This is a genomic window from Mesorhizobium monacense, assembly GCF_056781675.1.
Genome location: NZ_CM165567.1, coordinates 1,286,331 through 1,304,082, shown reverse-complemented (window position 1 = coordinate 1,304,082; position 17,752 = coordinate 1,286,331). Strand labels below are relative to the sequence as shown.

Below are 17,752 nucleotides of genomic sequence, written 5' to 3'. Positions count from 1 at the left end.
GGTTCGGTAAAATGATATTTTGCGGCATTTCATTAACTTGAGGGTTATCGAACAATGGCCGAAAGCCGCATCCGCATCAGACACCTGCAGGCGTTCCTCGAGGTCGCACGGCAAGGCAGCGTGGCGCGGGCAGCCGATTTCCTGCATGTCAGCGCACCCGCGGTGACCAAGACATTGCGCGAACTGGAAGAGGCTTTAGGCATCGCCGTCGTTGAGCGCGACGGCCGCGGCATAAGGGTGACGCGGCTCGGCGAGATCTTCCTCGGCCATGCCGGCACGGCGATCACGGCGCTAAAGCGCGGCGTCGATTCCGTCCGCCAGGACGGCGCCATCAACCGCCACCCGATCCGCATCGGCGCACTGCCGACGGTGTCGGCGCGGGTGATGCCGCTCGCCATGAGCCTGTTCCTGAGCGAGAACACCGGCGCCGCGATCAAGATCGTCACCGGCGAAAATGCGGTGCTGCTCGAGCAATTGCGCGTCGGCGCGCTCGACCTTGTCGTCGGCCGGCTCGCGGCGCCGGAAAACATGACCGGCTTCTTCTTCGAGCATCTCTATTCCGAGCAGGTGCTGTTCGTGGTGCGGGCCGGCCATCCGCTGCTCGAGCCTGGCCAGGACGTATTCGCGCGGCTCGACGAATTCCCGGTGCTGATGCCAACGCGGGAATCGGTGATCCGCCCCTTCGTCGACCGCCTGTTCATCACCAACGGCATGACGGCGCCGGCGACTGAGATCGAGACCGTCTCGGACTCCTTCGGCCGTTCCTTCATGCGCCAAAGCAATGCTGTCTGGATCATCTCGGCAGGCGTCGTCGCCAACGAGTTATCAAGCGGCGCCTTCGTCGCCTTGCCTGTCAACACCGAGGAGACCAAGGGGCCGGTCGGGCTGACGATGCGCACCGACACCGCTCCCTCGCCGGCCTTCACCATCCTGCTGCAGACGATTCGCGAGGCGGCCAGCCACCACGCCTGACGCTCGCGAGCGCCCGCCCTTTTCCGGGAATTGCTCTTTGTCTTTGCGCAATTCCGGACGGAAAACCGCTACACACTTTTCCTGGAATTGCTTATGCGACCGAATGCGGCATCGCGGCAACGCCGAGCAGCCTCTCGATGGTTTGCGGGCTGGCGCGCAGTCTCGCCGGCGTCCCCGCCCAGGCGATCCGGCCGCGCTCGAGGATGAGCACCTGATCGGCGAAGTCCAATGCGGCTCGGATCCTTTGCTCGACGAGCAGGATGGTCATTTCGCCGCCGGAAGCGAGCCGCATCAGCGCCGCCATGAGCTCGTCGCAGATCACCGGAGCCAGTCCCTCGAGCGGTTCGTCAAGCATGAGGACGGATGGACGGCCGAGGATGGTGCGCGCCGTCGTCAGCATCTGCTGTTCACCACCCGAGAGCTGGTTGCCGCGATTGCGCCGACGCTCCTTCAGCCGGGGGAACATGGCGTATGCCTCGTCCACGGCCGATCGCGGGCGATCCTTCAGCCCGACGAAAAGGTTCTCCTCCACGGTCAGCGACGGGAAGATGCCGCGTTCCTGCGGCACGTAGCCGAGGCCCAGCCAGGCGCGCGAGGCGCTGTCCTTGCCGACGATATCGACGCCCCCCAGTCTGATCTCTCCGGCATGGCGCCGCGTCTGGCCGGCGATCGTGGCGAGCAGCGTCGACTTGCCGACGCCGTTTCGTCCGAGCACTGCCAGCCGGGCGCCAGCAGGCGCAACGAAAGACACATCTTCGAGCACGCGGGTCTGACCGTAGCCGGCGGTCAGCCCCGATATCTCAAGCGGCGCTGCGGTCATCGGCATAGCTCCCGAGATAGGCCTCGCGTACGCGCGCATCCTTCGTCACGTCGCCCGGCGCGCCGTCGAAGATGATCGCGCCTGCGGCCAGGACGATGACCCGTTTGGCGAAACGGAACACCAGATCCATGTCGTGCTCGATCATGAGCACCGCCAGATCGGCGGGGAGCCCGGCAAGTGCTAACTCGATGCGCGGCGTTTCGCTTTGCGGAACACCGGCTGCGGGTTCGTCCAACAACAGGACTTTCGGTCTCAACGCCAGCGCGAGGGCGATCTCCAGCAGCCGCTGCTGCCCGTAAGCGATTTCCGCCACCTTGCGATCGGCGGCCGCCTCCAGGCCAAGCGTGCGCAGCAGCACCTCGATCTCTTCGAGGACTTCAGGCATCGACCAGAACGTGCCGAACAGGCGGCCGGTACGGCCCTGGCGCTGCAGGACGGCGAGTGCGAGATGTTCCCGCGGCGTCATCTCCGGAAACAGGCGAGTGACCTGGAAGGATCGCACGAGGCCGCGTTGCACGCGCTGCATCGGCTTCATGCCGTTGAGCTGCTCGCCGGCGAGGCGGACGACCCCTGAATCCGGTTTCAGATGGCCGGTGACGAGATTGACGAAAGTGGTCTTGCCGGCGCCGTTTGGCCCGATCAGCGCCACGCGGTCGCCGGGCGCCATCGTCAGCGAGACGGCCTGGGTCACCGCCAGCCCGCCGAAGGCCTTGTTCAGCCGCTCGACCTCGAACACCGCGGTCATCGCCGTCTCCAGCGATCGAACAGCTGTGCAGCCGTGCCAAAAATGCCGCGCGGCGCAAACAGCACGACACCGACCAGCAGCGCACCCATGATCGTCAGCCAGTGAAACGGATTGGCGGCGGAAACGAAATCCTCGAACAGCATGAAAACGACCGTCCCGATGATCGCGCCGTAGAGCGATCCGGTGCCGCCAAGCACCAGCATCACCAGCGCCTGCGCCGAGAGGGTGAAGCTCAGGCTGTCGAGCCCCACCACCTGGGTGGAGATCGCGTTGAGGCCGCCGCCGACGCCGGCAACCGCGCCTGAGATGACGTACATCTTGAGCAGCGTCCTGTTGACCGACGCGCCCATAGCCGCAACCCGGATCGGGTCCTGCCGGATGCCGCGGCAAAGCATGCCAAACGGGGAGCGCGACAGACGCTGCAGCAGGAAGAAGACGATCACCAGCAACGCTATCCCCAGCGCATAGGCGGTGCGTCCCCAAAGATCGAACGCGAAAACGCCGAACAGCGGGCTGGGCGCTATGTCCGTCAAGCCATCGCTGCCGCCTGTCCAACTGGCGGTCTTGTTGGCCGCCTCGTGAAAGAGATTGACGATGGCGATCGAAAGCACGAGTTGCCCGAGCCCGTAGCCGCGCAGGACGACGAAGCCGGATATGAGGCCGGCGACCGCGCCGCCTCCGGCGCCCGCCGCGATCATGGCGATCGGGTCGGTTATGCCGAAATGCGCGGCGGCGATGCCGGCGGCATAGGCCCCCGCGCCGAACAGCGCGGCGTGGCCGAGCGTCGCCACCCCGCAGAAGCCTGTGACGAGATCGACCGACAGCACCAGCATGACGATGCCGATGACGCGCGTGAGCAGCGCGAGATTGTTGGGAAACAGCAGATAGCCGACGACCGCGGCCGCCAGGATCGCCGCAAGGCCAATCCAGTCAACCGAAGCAGAGAACCGCGGTCTGGCGATTTGCGCGGAAACGCTCGCATGATGATCGGCGTTCATCCCTCAGGCCCTTCCAAGAAGGCCGCGCGGAAACGCGCAAACGATGGCGATCACGGCAAGGTAGAAGAAGAACTCTCCATATTCCGGCACCAGGTAACGTCCCGTCGTGTCGACCGCGCCAAGTACCAGGCAGGCAAGCAACGCGCCGCCGATCGAACCGGCTCCGCCGACCGAAACGACGACGAGGAAGGTCACCATGTAGCGCAGCGCGTAATAAGGCTCGATCGGCAGCAGTTCGGCGCCCACGATGCCGCCGAACGCGGCAAGGCCGACCGCGATCGCGAAGCTCGCCGCATAGACGGATTTCGTCCTGACGCCGAGCGCGGCTGCCATCGGCGCGTTGTCCACCGAGGCGCGCAGCTTCACCCCGAAGGGCGTCCGCTCGACGAGGTACCAGAGGGCCGCTGCGACGGCGAGGCCGCACAGGATCGCAAACAGCTTGTGCGCGGCAATCGAGCGAAAGCCGAGATCGACCGGTCCGCTCAGCGTGGCGGGCAGCGGGATGGTCTTCAGCGTCGGCCCGAACAGATAATTCGAGATGCCGATGACGCAGAACGTGATGCCGATCGTCATGAGCACCTGGATGAGTTCCGGCTTGTTATAGATGCGGCGGTACAGCAGGCGCTCGATCGGAGCCGCAATCACGATGGTGCCGGCCACCGCCAGCACGACACCGGCGACATAGCCCAGGCCAAGATCACGCACCGCATAGGAGGCAAGATAGCCGCCGACCATCGCGAAGGCGCCGTGCGCCAGATTCACCACCCGCATCAGACCCATCGTCATCGACAGGCCGATCGAGATGACGAACAGCACCATGCCGTAGGCAAGGGCGTCGACCGCGATGCTGAGCACGCTCTGCATGTCTCACTCCGAGGGCTTGCCGGCGGACAGCCGCCCGCGGACATGGATCTGGCGGCTGGGGGCTCGCCTCGGCAAGGTTACTTGGCGGCAGCGAGACCGGGATCGGTCATGTTCGCGAACGTCTGGATCTCCTTGTTGTAGTAGGTGCCGTCCGCGGCCTTGGCGACCTCCCGCAAGTAGATGTTCTGCGTGAGGTGGCGGCTTTCGGGATCGATCGACACTGGTCCGCGCGGGGACTCCCACGCCATTCCCTTGACCGCATCCACGGCCTTGGCGGCATCCTGCTTGCCCCCTGTCGCTTCGATCATCTTGTAGATCACCCGCATGCCATCATAGGCGCCGACCGATGGGAAGGACAGCTCGGCCGGATTGCCGATCGCGGCGCGCGCCGCCTCGACGAACTTCTTGTTCTCGGGCGAGTCATGCGCGACGGAATAATGGAAGGTGGTCGTCACCCCGAGAGCGGTATCGCCCAGCGCCGGCAGATCGGATTCCTGCGTCAGGTCGCCAGGCGCCAGGAACTGGATGCCGGCTCCCTTGAGGCCGTTCTCGTTATAGGACTTCAGGAAGCCGAGAGTGGTTGGTCCGGACGGCAGGAACGCAAACACCGCCTCGGCGCCGGAATCCTTCACCCGCTGCATGATCGGGCTGAAATCGGTCGTCGAAAGCGGCATGCGAACCGACTCGACGATCTCGCCGCCATCCGCCTTGAAGGTGGTAGCGAAGGCCGTCTCGGCATCGACACCCGGTCCGTAGTCACTGACCACGGTGATGACCTTCTTGATGCCGCGCGCGGTCGCCACCTTTGCCATCGGCACAGAAGTCTGCCAGAGCGTGAAGGAGGTGCGCACGACCAGCGGGCTCTTGGTCACGATCGCCGACGTGGCCGCGTTCATGATCACCATCGGCACGTTCGCCTGCTCGAGAAGCGGCGTGACGGCCATGGCATCGGGCGTAAAATAGAACCCGGCGAGATACTGAACGCTCTCCTTGACGACCAGATCCTGGGCGAGCGCCTTGGCCTGCGCGGGGTTGGCGGCCGGAAGGTCGCGATAGACGATTTCGACGTCGTCGTCGCCGACCTTCGCACCGTTCAATGCCATCCAGGCGTCTATGCCGGCCTTGAAATTCTTGCCCTGGATGGCGAAAGGACCGGAGAACGGCCCGACCACGCCGACCTTGATCGTCTCCGCACCGGCGGCTCCGCTAAGTGCTATTGCCGCCACCGCGGCCAGAAGCATGCGTTTCATGACTTTCCTCCCTCAGCAGCCACCCAGCCTCCAGCAGGGTTTTCGACCGCATTGGTCTGGTCTCTCATGCAGAAATGGTAATGTAAAATGAAAATAAGTCGTCGATTGCTAACCTCCTGGATAGGGAATCCGAAGCGAAGGCGGCCATCGTTTCCGCCGGCGCTGCTTTCGGTCGCCACTGAAACGAGAGGAGTGGTGCGACAGTGTCTATCCGAGCGTCAGCCCGGCCTTGCGCGCTTCCTCGCGCAGGAAAGGCAGGCCGACCTCGATGACATCGCGCGGGTCTTCCGCCACCGGGCGCCAAACCGCCAGGCCGCCGGCAATGTCGACATCGACATGGTTCATGCTTTCCAGTGTGATCGGCCCCTGGTAGCCGATGTCGGCGATCGCCTTCATGCAGGCCGCCCAGTTGAGCATGCCGCGTCCCGGCACGCCGCGATTGGCCTCCGACACATGCACATAGCCAAGGAAGGGTGCGGCGGCCTCGAAGCCGGCGGCAAAGCTCTCCTCCTCGATATGCATGTGGTAGGTGTCGAGGTGGATGAAGATGTTGGGGGCGCCGATGCGCTCGATGATCCTCGTCGCGTCAATGCCGCGATTGATCAGATGCGTCTCGTAGCGGTTGCAAGGCTCGATGCCGAGCTTCAGGCCGCGTGACTTCGCCGCCTTCGCCGCCCGTTCGAGGAAGCGGCACATGCCGTCGATTTCCTTGCGCGTCGGCGCCCGCCCGGTGGTCTTGCCGATCGTGCCATAGGTGACGCCGCCGAGCGCTTCGGCGCCGACCTCGTTGCAGACCTTGAAGGCCGGTTCGAGGAAATCGAGTGCCTCTTCCGGCCGCTCGACCACGTCGAGCCCGCGCGGCAGGCCGAGCGATGGGATCAGTTCGACGCCGTAGTGGCTGGCAAAGGCGCGCGTGCGCTTGGTGTCGATCTCTTCCGGCCTGAGCAGCGGGATTTCCATCAGGCCGATGCCGTATTCCTTCAGCCGGTCCATCTGCGGCTCGATGCGGGCGAGATCCCAGACCGGGGCGATGGCGAAAGTGTGCAGTCCAAAAGTATTCATCAGGTCAGCCTCGTTGTTCATGCGCCGCCGCGGCGCTGGTATCGCCACCGCCGACGATGCGGCTGACGACTTCGTTCATGTTGGTCTTGGCGGTGACGAGGTCGGCATCGGCCCGCCCGTGGCGCAGCACCACGATGCGGTCGGTGACCGATAGCACGTCGTTCAGCCGGTGCGAGATCAGGATGACGGCGATGCCTTCCGATCTCAGCCGGCGGATCAGGTCGAGCACGCTCTGCACCTCGCGCACGGCAAGCGCGGCGGTCGGCTCGTCCATGATCACCAGCTTCGGGTTGAAGGTCAGCGCCCGGGCGATCGCCACCGTCTGCTGCTGGCCGCCCGAGAACGAGCCGACCGAGCGGTTGATCGACGGCAGATGGGCGCCGAGCCGCTCGATCATTTTCGCCGCCTGGCGGTCCATCTCGGCCTTGTCGACGAAGCCCGGAAACAGGCCGAACACCCTCTTGGTCGGCTCGCGGCCGAGGAAGATGTTCGCCGCCACGTCCTGCTGCTTGGCCAAAGACAGGTCCTGGTAGATCATCTCGATGCCGAGTTCGCGCCGCTGGCCCGGGTCGAGCGCGAGGATGTCCTTGCCGTCGAATTCGATCGAGCCGGAATCGGCCCGGTAGATGCCAGTGATGGTCTTCATCAGCGTCGACTTGCCGGCGCCATTGTCGCCGACGAGGCCGACGACTTCGCCGGCCGCGACCGAAAGGTCGACGCCATGCAGCACGTCGACCGGGCCGAAGCTCTTGCGGATGCCGTGGAGCGACAGAAGGGTCATACGCGCGACTCCTTGCGGACCTGATACTGGTCGATGAACACGGCCAGGATCAGCACGGCGCCGATCGCCATCTGCTGGTAATAGGCCTGCACCGCAAGCAGCGTCAGCCCGTTCTGCAGCACACCCATGATCAGCGCGCCGATCATCGTGCCGAGGATCGAGGCGCGGCCGCCGAACAGATTGGTGCCGCCGATGATCGCCGCTGTGATCGCAGTCAGCTCGTAATTGATGCCGGCGGTCGGGTCTCCGGCATTGACGCGTGCGGTGAACAGCAGGCCGGCAAGGCCGGCGAGCGCCCCGGACAGCGTGTAGATGATGCGGCGATGGTGTTCGACGCGGATGCCGGCGGCGCGCGCCGCACCCTCGCTGTCGCCGAGCGCCAGCGTGTGGCGGCCGAAGCGCGTATAGGCGAGCACGCAATGCGCGACGATTGCCGTCAGCACCAAGATGATCACCGGCATCGGAATGCCGAACGGCCGCCCTTGGCCGATATAGACGATGGCCGCGGGCAGACCGTAGATCGCCCTGCCCTGCGAAACGACCAAAGCAAGCCCGCGCGCCAGGCCGAGCATGCCGAGCGTGACGATGAAGGCAGGCACGAAGGCGCGGGTGACCAGCTGTCCGTTAATGTAGCCCGCAATGGCACCAGCGAGAATGCAGGCAACGACCGCGAACACCGACGGCCAGCCGAGATTGACGGCAACGAAGGCGCCGGCGACGCCCGCCAGCCCCATGACCGAGCCGAGCGACAGGTCGAGCCCGCCGGAGCCGATGACGAAGGTGGCCGCGATCGCCAGTACGCCAATCGTCGATGTCGCCAGCAGGATATTGAGAAAATTGCTGAGCGACAGGAAGTATGGCGACATCACCGCCATCGCCGCGCTGAGTGCCAGGAGCACCACCAGCGATTCCAGCCTGATGTGGAGCCGCTCGACGGATGCGCGCTGCACCCGAGCCCAGAAACCGGGCTGCGCCATTTCGGAAGCCATTTCTTTGCACCTTTAGAGAGGGCAGTAGGGCAGTAAGGCAGCAGGTGAATAGGAGATCTGGTCCGAGCGGTACAAACCGCTTGCTTTCCCCTACTACCTTACTGCCCTACTGCCCTTTTTCCTTCCTACTTCACATATTCCAGCATCGGCTCCTTGCCGGCGTCGAGCACGTCCTTGGTCAGCACCAGCGTCGGCACGGCGATGTTTTCCTCGACCTTTTCACCGGCGATCGCCTTCTTGACGTTCTCGACCGCCTGCTTGCCGACCAGATAAGGAAGCTGCGCCACCGAGGCGTTGAGCCGGCCTTCCTTGATCGACTTGACCGCGTCCGAATTGCCGTCGACGCCGATGATCGTCACCTGCTCGCCCTTGCCGGCGGCGTAGACCGATTCCACCGCGCCCAGCGCCATGCCGTCATTGGCGCAGAAGATGGCGACGAGGTCGGGATGCGCGGTCAGCGTGTCGGTGGCGATCGATGCGGCCTTGCCGCGATCCCAGTCGCCGGGCAGCGAGGCAACGACTTCCAGACCCGGCGCCAGTTCCTTCAGCTTGTCGGCAAAACCCTTGGCGCGCTTTTCGCCGGTGATGTTGCCGGACAGGCCTTCGATCACCAGCACCGGGCCCTTGGCGTCCTTGCCGAGCTTGGAGACGAGATATTCGGCCCCCTGCCCGCCAGCCGCGACATTGTCGGAGCCGATGCGGAAGGTGATCTTGATGCCTTCCTTGTCGAGCACCGCCGGATCGAGATTGCCATCCAGGTCGACGACCTTGATGCCGGCACCCTGCGCCGCCTTGAGGCAGGGCAGCAGATTGGTGGAGTTGATGGCGGCGGTGATCATCGCCACCGGCTTGCGCTCGAGCATGGTGTTGCAGAGATTGAGTTGCGGCTCGGCCGCCTGGTCGCTTTCGGCCGCCTGCTGGAAATACTTCACGCCGGCTTCCTTGGCGCCGTCCTCGACGCCCTGCCCCATCGCACCCCAGAACGGATTGGCCAGCGTCTTCATCAGCACGCCGTATTCGCCGTCCTCCGCCCTGGCCGCGCCGATGGCCGAAACCGCCAGGGCGACGCCTAGGGCAAGAGTAAATCGATTTATCTTCAGAACCAATGCTTTCATCTCTTCCTCCCTGTTGATGTCAGGCGCCACGAGCCAAAGCCAGGTGCGGCGCCACTCCGTTGTCGACAATGGGGGCTATTGTCGGTTTCCTCCCCCGGAATGCGGGCCGCTGCCTGGCGAGCCAACGGATTCCCGCATCAAAACCTTGCAAGGCTCGAGCCGCGCCTTGGACGGGCCTTCCCCGCCATCGATCCTTGCAAACAAGACATCCATCGCCTGGGCGGCGATCTGCCGGACTGGCTGCACCACGGCGGCGATGGCCGGCCATGTCACCTGCATCCATTCGGCATCGTCGAAGCCGACCAGCGAGATGTCATCCGGGCAATGCCAGCCGCGCCGGCGGAATTCCGACAGCGCCACCAGCGTGCCCTTGAGGAACAGCGAATAGACCGCCGTCGGGCGTTCGCCCCCATTGGCGCTCTTGTCGAAATAGTCGCGCAGCAACGCGCGCAGCGGCTCGACCTCGCTCTCCGAAAGCACGACGTCGATCCGCACCTCCGGCACCAGTTCCAGCGCCTTGGCGCGAAACCCGTCGAGACGCGCGCGCACCGTCGCCGCCTGCTGACCAAGGCCGATGACCAGGATATGGCGGTGGCCCTTGCCGATCAGTTCGCGCGCCACTTCGGCGCTGGCGGCAGCGCTATCGGCCGAGACCGTGTCGAAGGCATCGTCGGCAAGCACCCGGTCGATCAGCACGCCCGTCATGCCATTGGCCTTCATGAAGCCGGCCGCCGGGCCATGCTCGTTGCGCACCGGCGCCAGCACCACGCCCGCGACGCGCCAGTCATGCATGCGCGCAAGGATCTCCTTCTCGCGTGCTTCCGATTCACGGCTGGAGGCAGCCACCAGCGTGTAGCCGCGCTGCTCGGCGAGGCCCTCGAGTTCGCTGACCATCTGGCCGAAGAATTCGCTCTCGAATTCGGGCATGATGGCGCCGATGATGCGGCGCTTCGCCCGCCGCATGTCGGAAGCCAGCGGATCGACACGGTAGCCCAAGTGCTCGACGGCATCGAAGACACGCTGCGCATTTTCGGGCTTCACCGTGGTGACGCCCGCCAGAACCTTGGAGACCGTGGCGGCGGATACGCCGGCGCGGCTAGCCACGTCGTGGATCGACGAACGCCGATGCTCCCGATGCGCCATTATCCTCCTCCCGAGGGCAGGTAACCTCCTGCCGCCTCGCTGATGTAATCGATAAATCGATTTTTCGCAGTTGTAAATCGTTTAATCCTGAGTAAAACACAGATGTGAATGGCGTGATATGATCGCGCCGGGAGGAGCATCATGCCCGACAATGCTTTGCCGCTGGTCATCAGCGCGCCCGAGCCCCGCACGCTCGACCTGATCTTCACCCCGCCGCAGTTGGCGCTTTTTCGCAAGAAATATAGCATCGTCGAGACAACGCCCGAAGGCGTCGCCGGGTTGCCGCCGGATGTGCTCGCCGAGGCGCGCTACATTGTCGGCCAGCCACCGATCTCGCCGGAGACACTGGAAAGCCTGAAGGCGCTGCGCTGCGTCTTCAATGTCGAGACCAACCTCCTCAACAACATGCCTTACGAGACGCTGTTTGCGCGCGGCATCCATGTCGTCACCACCGGCCTGGTGTTTGCCGAGCCAGTCGCCGAGCTTGGCCTTGCCATGGCGCTCAATCTGGCACGCAATATCGTCGATGCCGACCTCGCCTTCCGGCAGGGCAAGGAGCTATGGGGCGGCGACGGCAACCAGAAGGCACGACTGCTGTCGCGCGCCGATGTCGGCATCATCGGCTTCGGCGACCTTGGCCGCGCGTTGAACCGCCTGCTGTCCGGCTTCCGCACCAGGACAAAAGTCTTCGACCCCTGGCTGCCGCCGTCGATCCTCATCGACAATGGTGTTGAGCCGGCCTCGCTCGACCAGGTGCTGTCGCAGAGCGACTTCGTCTTCGTCGTCGCTTCGGTGACCAGCGAGAACCAGGGCTTTCTCGACGCCGACGCCCTCGCGAAAATGCGCGAGGGGGCAGCCTTCATCCTGCTCAGCCGCGCCGGCGTCGTCGATTTTTCGGCGCTGATGGGCGCCGTCCGCAGCGGCCACATCGTCGCCGCCAGCGACGTCTTCCCGGAAGAACCGCTGGCTCAAGACCACCCGGTGCGCGCCCTGCCCGGTTTCCTGCGCTCGGCCCACCGCGCCGGCGCGCTCGACATCGCTTTCAAGCGCATGGGCGAGATGGTGCTGGAGGACATGGACCTGATCGACCGCGGCCTGCCGCCGCTGCGCTCCAAGCGCGCCGAGCGCGAGACGGTTTCACGGATGCGTTCGAAGCCGGTGGACAAGAACTAGCCCAAGCCGATCGCGGCTCGACAATGCCGCCCGCAAGATCGGGCTAATGTCAGTCGAGGGAGCCGAGCCGAAGCGCGTTGCGCGCGATCCTCCAGGCGGATTCGACATGCCGCCGCGCCGCAGCCTCGGCCTCTTCTGGCTTGCGTGAGCGGATGGCATCCATGATCTCGGTCATTTCTGCGATCGCCGGTTCACGGCGATTCTCCGAGGCGATGGTCATGGACCGAAGCTGGTTGATGCGGACATTCAGCCCGTTGACGATTTCCCAGGCGATGCGCTTGTCGGCTGCCTCGAACAGCACCTCATAGAACCTGGCCGTCGCCCGCATCACCTCGACCGGCTGGCCCGATGCCCATGCATCGAACAAATTGGCCAGCGCGCTGTCCAGCAAAGCGATCTGCCCGTCGGTGGCCGACGTGGCGCAGGCTCGCGCGGCGATGCCCTCCAGCAAGGCCCGCAATTCATAGATCTCGTCGGTGCGGCCGAGATCGGGCTTGGCCACGGCCGGCCCATGACCCGGGATCATCTGCACCAGGCCTTCCGCTTCGAGCTGCCGCAGGACCTCGCGCACGACAGACCGGCTGACGCCAAGCTGGTCGCAAAGCGGCCGCTCGACCAGCCGCTCGCCCGGCTGGAAATGGAAGTCCATGATTGCCTCGCGCATGCGCTCCAGCGCCAGCGTTCTCAGCGTCTTGGCGGAGCGGTCGATCCGCAGCGTATCGTCTGACATTTTTCCTCCGCCTCCTGGCAATGCCACAAAACAGATTCCATGACCGGTTGACAAGGTTCTTGGCGCTCCATAGCATGGTATACCATAAGACGATCCAGTGATGACGGCGTTGCATGGCGCCATCGCGACCGAGGATTTCTGATGAAACCGGCCATTCGAAAGACCGTCACCTACATCGAGAACACCTTGATCGAGGGCGGCAAGACGGCGCCACGGCCGTTGCGCCTGATCGGTGTCGCCGCGGTGCTGACCAACCCCTGGGCCGGACGCGGCTTCACCGAGGACCTGTCTCCCGAAATCCGCGCCTTCGCTCCCGTCCTGGGCGAAATGCTGACGCGGGAAATCATCGCTGTCGCCGGCTCCGGCGAAGCGATCGAAGGCTATGGCAAGGCCGCCATCTGCGGCACGTCAGGCGAGATCGAGCATGCATCGGCGCTGATCCACACGCTGCATTTCGGCAATCACTATCGCCGCGCCGTCGGCGCCAAGACCTATCTCGCCTTTACCAATCTGCGCGGCGGGCCGAACACGCCGATCATGATCCCGCTGATGGACAAGAACGACGAGGGCCGCCGCTCCCACTATCTGACGGTGCATTTCCAGATCGGCGACGCACCCGCCCCCGACGAACTGGTGGTGGCGCTCGGCGCCTCCATCGGCGGCCGCCCGCACCACCGCATCGGCGACCGCTACCAGGATCTCAAGGAGGTCGGAGATTTGCATGGCTGACGTCGCCGCCTTGATCCGAGGCACGGCTCCCGACGGCACCGGCTTCATCCGCGCCGGTTCCGGCGCGCCGGTGCTGTTCATCCACGGCGTCGGCATGAATGCCGCGATCTGGCAGCCTCAGATCGAGATGATGAAAGACCGCCACGATGTCGTCGCCATCGATATGCTCGGCCACGGCGTCTCACCTCTGCCGCCGGAAAATGCCGAGTTGACGGACTTTGCCGACCAGGCAATCGCCTTGCTCGACCATCTCGGCCTCGCTTCCGTAACCGTGGTCGGCCATTCCATGGGCGCGCTGGTCGCCCAGGAGATTGCACTTCGCGCGCCGTCCCGAGTGAGTTCCGTCGTCTGCCTCAACGCGGTCTTCCGCCGCCCTGCGGCCCTGGCGCAGGCGGTGCGCGAGCGCGCGGCCGCGCTCGGCGGTCACGGCGATCCCCAGGCCATCGCCGCGACGATCGCCCGCTGGTTCGGCGATCCGATCCCGGCCGATCTCGTCGGCGCTGCCGAAACCGCGCGCACCGCGCTCGAAAGCGTCGACGCGCAAGGTTACGCTCGCACCTACCGCCTGTTTGCCCGGGCCGACACCGAGCATGTCGAACGTCTGGCCGGCCTTGCCGCCCCAGCCCTGTTCATGACCGGATCGGAAGACAGGAATTCCACGCCAGCCATGTCGGCGGCGATGGCGCGGCTTGCGCCAAACGGCCAATGCCTGGTTCTGAGCGGCGAAAAGCACATGATGACAATCGCTTCGCCCGAAGAGGTGACTCACCATATCAGGGCGTTTCTCGACAGCACGGCGGATGCTTCCGGCGGCACGTCCCCTGCTTTCGACGCCACCGAATTTCGGCGCGCGCTCGGCTCCTTCCTGACCGGCGTCACCATCGTGACGACGATCGGCGCGGAAGGCGAACCGCGCGGCTTCACCGCCAACTCCTTCACCTCGGTCTCGCTCGAGCCGCCGCTGGTGCTTGTCTGCATTGCCAAGAAGGCGCTGGGGCATCGGGCCTTCTCGACCTCCAGAGGCTTCGCCATCAACATCCTGTCGGAGGCGCAAAAAACCGAATCCGGCATCTTTGCATCCAAAGCCGCCGACAAGTTCGCGGCCGTGGCGTGGCAATCCGGACAGACCGGCAATCCCTTGATCGACGGTTCGGTCGCCGTGTTCGATTGCGGCATGGAGCAACTGGTCGACGCCGGTGACCATTCGATCCTTATCGGCCGCGTGCGCGACTTCACCCACAATGGGGCGCAGCCGCTCGGCTACTGCCGCGGCACCTATGTCACGCCGGGCCTCAGCCAGGAGGCGCTGGCGGCAGCACCTCAAGGAACCGAAGTCGGCGCCATCCTCGAAAACGAAGGCCGCGTGCTGTTCTTCGAAACACCGGATGGCTTCCACGAATTGCCGGCAGGCCGCGGGCTGGGCACGCCGCAGGATGCCCGCAGCCTCAAGGGGCGCCTTGCCGCGGAAAGTATCGGCGCACAGCTCGGCTTCCTGTTCGCCGTCTGGGATGATGCGGCGGATCCGTCGCGCTCGCATGTCTACTACCGGGGAACGGTTGACGCTCCCGCCTCCGGCGATCGTCTGGTCAGGCTTGTCGACATCGACCAGATCGCCGGTCTCAGGATCGCCGACCCGGCGGTTCGCTCGATGCTGACCCGCTATGTGCGCGAACGCACCGAAGATGCATTTGGCGTCTATGTCGGCAACGAGGTGGAAGGTGAGGTCCGGCCGCTGGCCAGACCCGCCCCGTCCGCTGCCCTTCAATCCGGTCGCAGGTGAAGCCGATGAAGTTTTCGCTTTTCGTCCACATGGAACGCTCGGATCTGACGAAGCCGCATTCCGAGCTCGTCGCCGAACTGGAGGAACTGGTGCTGCTGGCCGAGCAGGCGGGCTTCGAGACGGCCTGGATCGGCGAGCACCACGGCATGGAATTCACCATCTCGCCGAACCCGTTCATCAACATCGCCTATCTTGGCGCGAAGACCAGCACCATCCGGCTCGGCACCGGAACCATCGTCGCGCCCTTCTGGCACCCGATCAAGCTTGCAGGCGAAGCGGCGATGGCCGACGTGATCACCGGCGGTCGGCTCGACATCGGCATTGCGCGCGGCGCCTACAGCTATGAATACGAGCGGCTCTTCCCCGGCCTGGACGCGTGGGGCGCGGGTCAGCGCATGCGCGAGATGATCCCGGCGCTGCGCGGCCTGTGGGACGGTGATTTCGAACTTTCGGGCGAGTTCTGGTCGTTCCCTGCGACGACCTCGTCGCCAAAGCCGCTGCAAAAACCCTATCCGCCGATCTGGGTGGCGGCACGCGACCCCAACTCCCACGACTTTGCCGTGGCCAACAAATGCAATGTGCAGGTGACGCCGCTTGCCTCCGGCGATGGCGAAGTGGCGAGCCTGATGGAGCGCTTCAATGCGGCTTGCGCTGCCCATCCCGAGATAGCACGGCCTGAGATCATGCTCCTGATGCATACATTCGTGGCCGAGGACGCAGCCGATGCCGATCGCCTGACGCAGGACCTGTCGCAATTCTACTGCCAGTTCGGCGCCTGGTTCCAGAACAAGAAGCCGGTACGCCAGGGCATATTGGAGACGCTGACGGCGACCGAGATCGCGGCCATGCCGCAATATGCGCCGGAAAAGATCCGGCAGAACCTTGTCATCGGCGAAGCCGACGAGGTGATCGCCAGGCTGAAGATCTATGAAGCGCAGGGCTACGACCAGTATTCGATCTGGATCGATAGCGGCCTCTCGCACCAGCGCAAGAAGAAGTCGCTGCGGCTCTTCATCGACAAGGTGATGCCGGCTTTCCAGGAAGCGGGGCCGCGATGAGCACCGCATTCAAAAACTACATCGACGGCCAGTTCGTCGAGGCCGCGACGACCTTCGACAGCATCGATCCGTCGACGGGCGCACAATGGGCCGAGATGCCAGCCGCCAGCGTGGCCGATGTCGATCGCGCGGTCGATGCCGCGCGTCGGGCGCTGCGCTCCGGCCCCTGGGCGTCGATGACGGCGACGGCACGCGGCAAGCTGCTGGTGCGGCTCGGCGATCTGGTGGTCGCCAACGCCAATCGGCTGGCCGAACTCGAGACGCGTGACACCGGCAAGATCATCCGCGAGACCCGCGCCCAGATCGCGTATGTCGGCGACTACTACCGCTATTATGGCGGGCTGGCCGACAAGCACGAAGGCTCGTTCGTTCCGATCGACAAGGCCGACATGGAGGTGACGATCCGGCCGGAGCCGATCGGCGTGGTCGCCGCCGTCGTGCCGTGGAATTCGCAGCTCTTCCTGTCGGCGGTCAAGCTCGGCCCGGCGCTGGCCGCGGGCTGTACCGTCGTTCTCAAGGCATCCGAGGATGGTCCGGCTCCGCTGCTCGCCTTCGCCGAACTCGTCCACCAAGCCGGATTTCCCGCCGGCACCGTGAGCATCCTGACTGGCTTCGGCCATGATTGCGGCCACCGCCTGACCAGCCATCCGCTCGTCGCCCGCGTCGCCTTCACCGGCGGTCCCTCGACCGCCCGGCAGATCGTCATCAACACCGCCGAAAATCTCGCCTACACGACGCTCGAACTTGGCGGCAAGAGCCCAGTCGTCGTCTTCGCCGATGCCGACCTGGACAGCGCTGCCAACGCCGTCGTCGCTGGCATCTTTGCCGCCACCGGCCAAAGCTGCGTCGCCGGCTCGCGGCTGCTGGTCGAGCGTTCGGTCAAGGACGAATTTCTCGCTGGCCTGAAGCGCAAGGCCGAAGCCATCACCATCGGCGACCCGCAGGATCCCGTCACCGAAATGGGGCCGCTCGCCACCTTGCGCCAGCGCGAGCGGATCGAGAAAATCGTTACCGAAAGCCTTGCCGGCGGCGGCCGGCTGGTCACCGGCGGCGCGCGACCACAGGGCAAGACTGATGGATTCTACTACGCGCCAACGATCATCGAGGCAGCGGATCAGACCTTGGCCTGCGTGCGCGAGGAACTGTTCGGACCGGTGCTGAGCGTGCTGGCCTTCGACACCGAAGAGGAGGCGTTGTCGCTTGCCAACGACACGCCCTTCGGGCTCGCCTCCGGCGTCTTCACCACCAATCTCGCCAGGGCGCATCGCATGGCCCGCTGTATCCACGCCGGCGTCGTCTGGATCAACACCTACCGCGCCGTCTCGCCGCTGGTTCCGTTCGGCGGCTATGGCCTGTCCGGCCTCGGCCGCGAGGGTGGCATGGACGCCATCCGCGACTACACGCGCTCGAAATCAGTCTGGATCCGCACCTCGGACGAGCCGATCCCCGATCCTTTCGTCATGCGGTAGCCGCCGCGGACCAGCGAACACGGCCGGGCAAGAACGATCCGGCAGTGCAATGAACAACGACAACAAACAGAGGA

17 protein-coding genes are annotated in these 17,752 nt (G+C 65.0%); 6 read left to right on the top strand and 11 right to left on the bottom strand.

The window, feature by feature from the left end:
- Window positions 1–54: 54 nt before the first annotated feature.
- Complete coding sequence (gene pcaQ / locus AC1RUK_RS06015; RefSeq protein WP_481836369.1) at window positions 55–972, top strand: pca operon transcription factor PcaQ; 918 nt, start codon at window positions 55–57, stop codon at window positions 970–972.
- 91 nt (window positions 973–1,063) lie between these two features.
- On the opposite strand, the gene AC1RUK_RS06010 is transcribed toward pcaQ, so the two are convergent.
- The 10 genes from AC1RUK_RS06010 to AC1RUK_RS05965 form a co-directional block, all read right to left on the bottom strand.
- Complete coding sequence (locus AC1RUK_RS06010; RefSeq protein WP_481836370.1) at window positions 1,064–1,792, bottom strand: ABC transporter ATP-binding protein; 729 nt, start codon at window positions 1,790–1,792, stop codon at window positions 1,064–1,066.
- A complete protein-coding gene (locus AC1RUK_RS06005) occupies window positions 1,773–2,537 on the bottom strand; it encodes an ABC transporter ATP-binding protein (protein WP_481836371.1) in 765 nt (254 codons plus the stop codon). The genes AC1RUK_RS06010 and AC1RUK_RS06005 overlap by 20 nt, the downstream gene beginning before the upstream one ends.
- Window positions 2,534–3,535, bottom strand: a complete 1,002-nt coding sequence (locus AC1RUK_RS06000; RefSeq protein ID WP_481836372.1) for a branched-chain amino acid ABC transporter permease — start codon at window positions 3,533–3,535, stop codon at window positions 2,534–2,536. The genes AC1RUK_RS06005 and AC1RUK_RS06000 overlap by 4 nt, the downstream gene beginning before the upstream one ends.
- A 3-nt stretch (window positions 3,536–3,538) precedes the next feature.
- Window positions 3,539–4,399: a branched-chain amino acid ABC transporter permease gene (locus tag AC1RUK_RS05995; protein ID WP_481836373.1), complete on the bottom strand. Its 861-nt coding sequence runs from the start codon at window positions 4,397–4,399 to the stop codon at window positions 3,539–3,541.
- Window positions 4,400–4,476: 77 nt separating this feature from the next.
- On the bottom strand, window positions 4,477–5,649 hold the full coding sequence (locus tag AC1RUK_RS05990; protein ID WP_481836374.1) for an ABC transporter substrate-binding protein: 1,173 nt from the start codon (window positions 5,647–5,649) through the stop codon (window positions 4,477–4,479).
- Window positions 5,650–5,856: 207 nt separating this feature from the next.
- Window positions 5,857–6,711, bottom strand: a complete 855-nt coding sequence (locus AC1RUK_RS05985; RefSeq protein WP_481840204.1) for a sugar phosphate isomerase/epimerase family protein — start codon at window positions 6,709–6,711, stop codon at window positions 5,857–5,859.
- 4 nt (window positions 6,712–6,715) lie between these two features.
- Window positions 6,716–7,492 carry an ATP-binding cassette domain-containing protein gene (locus tag AC1RUK_RS05980; RefSeq protein WP_481836376.1) on the bottom strand — a complete coding sequence of 259 codons (777 nt, stop codon included), beginning with the start codon at window positions 7,490–7,492 and terminating at the stop codon, window positions 6,716–6,718.
- Window positions 7,489–8,481 (bottom strand): ABC transporter permease, encoded by a 993-nt coding sequence (locus tag AC1RUK_RS05975; RefSeq protein WP_481836377.1) that lies wholly within the window; start codon window positions 8,479–8,481, stop codon window positions 7,489–7,491. The genes AC1RUK_RS05980 and AC1RUK_RS05975 overlap by 4 nt, the downstream gene beginning before the upstream one ends.
- Before the next feature lie 125 nt (window positions 8,482–8,606).
- Complete coding sequence (locus AC1RUK_RS05970) at window positions 8,607–9,596, bottom strand: sugar ABC transporter substrate-binding protein (protein WP_481836378.1); 990 nt, start codon at window positions 9,594–9,596, stop codon at window positions 8,607–8,609.
- 75 nt (window positions 9,597–9,671) lie between these two features.
- Window positions 9,672–10,739, bottom strand: a complete 1,068-nt coding sequence (locus AC1RUK_RS05965) for a LacI family DNA-binding transcriptional regulator (protein ID WP_481836379.1) — start codon at window positions 10,737–10,739, stop codon at window positions 9,672–9,674.
- Between the two features lie 141 nt (window positions 10,740–10,880).
- Between AC1RUK_RS05965 and AC1RUK_RS05960 the strand changes: the two genes are divergently transcribed.
- Window positions 10,881–11,912, top strand: a complete 1,032-nt coding sequence (locus AC1RUK_RS05960; RefSeq protein WP_481836380.1) for a hydroxyacid dehydrogenase — start codon at window positions 10,881–10,883, stop codon at window positions 11,910–11,912.
- 49 nt (window positions 11,913–11,961) lie between these two features.
- Here the strand turns inward: AC1RUK_RS05960 and AC1RUK_RS05955 are convergent, their stop codons facing one another.
- A complete protein-coding gene (locus AC1RUK_RS05955; RefSeq protein WP_481836381.1) occupies window positions 11,962–12,642 on the bottom strand; it encodes a GntR family transcriptional regulator in 681 nt (226 codons plus the stop codon).
- 141 nt (window positions 12,643–12,783) lie between these two features.
- Between AC1RUK_RS05955 and AC1RUK_RS05950 the strand changes: the two genes are divergently transcribed.
- From AC1RUK_RS05950 to AC1RUK_RS05935, 4 genes are read left to right on the top strand one after another with little or no spacing between them, the layout of a single operon-like run.
- Complete coding sequence (locus AC1RUK_RS05950) at window positions 12,784–13,371, top strand: amino acid synthesis family protein (protein ID WP_481836382.1); 588 nt, start codon at window positions 12,784–12,786, stop codon at window positions 13,369–13,371.
- Window positions 13,364–15,151: an alpha/beta fold hydrolase gene (locus AC1RUK_RS05945; protein WP_481836383.1), complete on the top strand. Its 1,788-nt coding sequence runs from the start codon at window positions 13,364–13,366 to the stop codon at window positions 15,149–15,151. Before AC1RUK_RS05950 ends, AC1RUK_RS05945 begins: the two co-directional genes overlap by 8 nt.
- Before the next feature lie 5 nt (window positions 15,152–15,156).
- Entirely contained in the window at window positions 15,157–16,209 is a 1,053-nt protein-coding gene (locus AC1RUK_RS05940) for an LLM class flavin-dependent oxidoreductase (protein WP_481836384.1), read from the top strand.
- Window positions 16,206–17,678: an aldehyde dehydrogenase gene (locus AC1RUK_RS05935; protein WP_481836385.1), complete on the top strand. Its 1,473-nt coding sequence runs from the start codon at window positions 16,206–16,208 to the stop codon at window positions 17,676–17,678. The genes AC1RUK_RS05940 and AC1RUK_RS05935 overlap by 4 nt, the downstream gene beginning before the upstream one ends.
- Window positions 17,679–17,752: the final 74 nt, after the last annotated feature.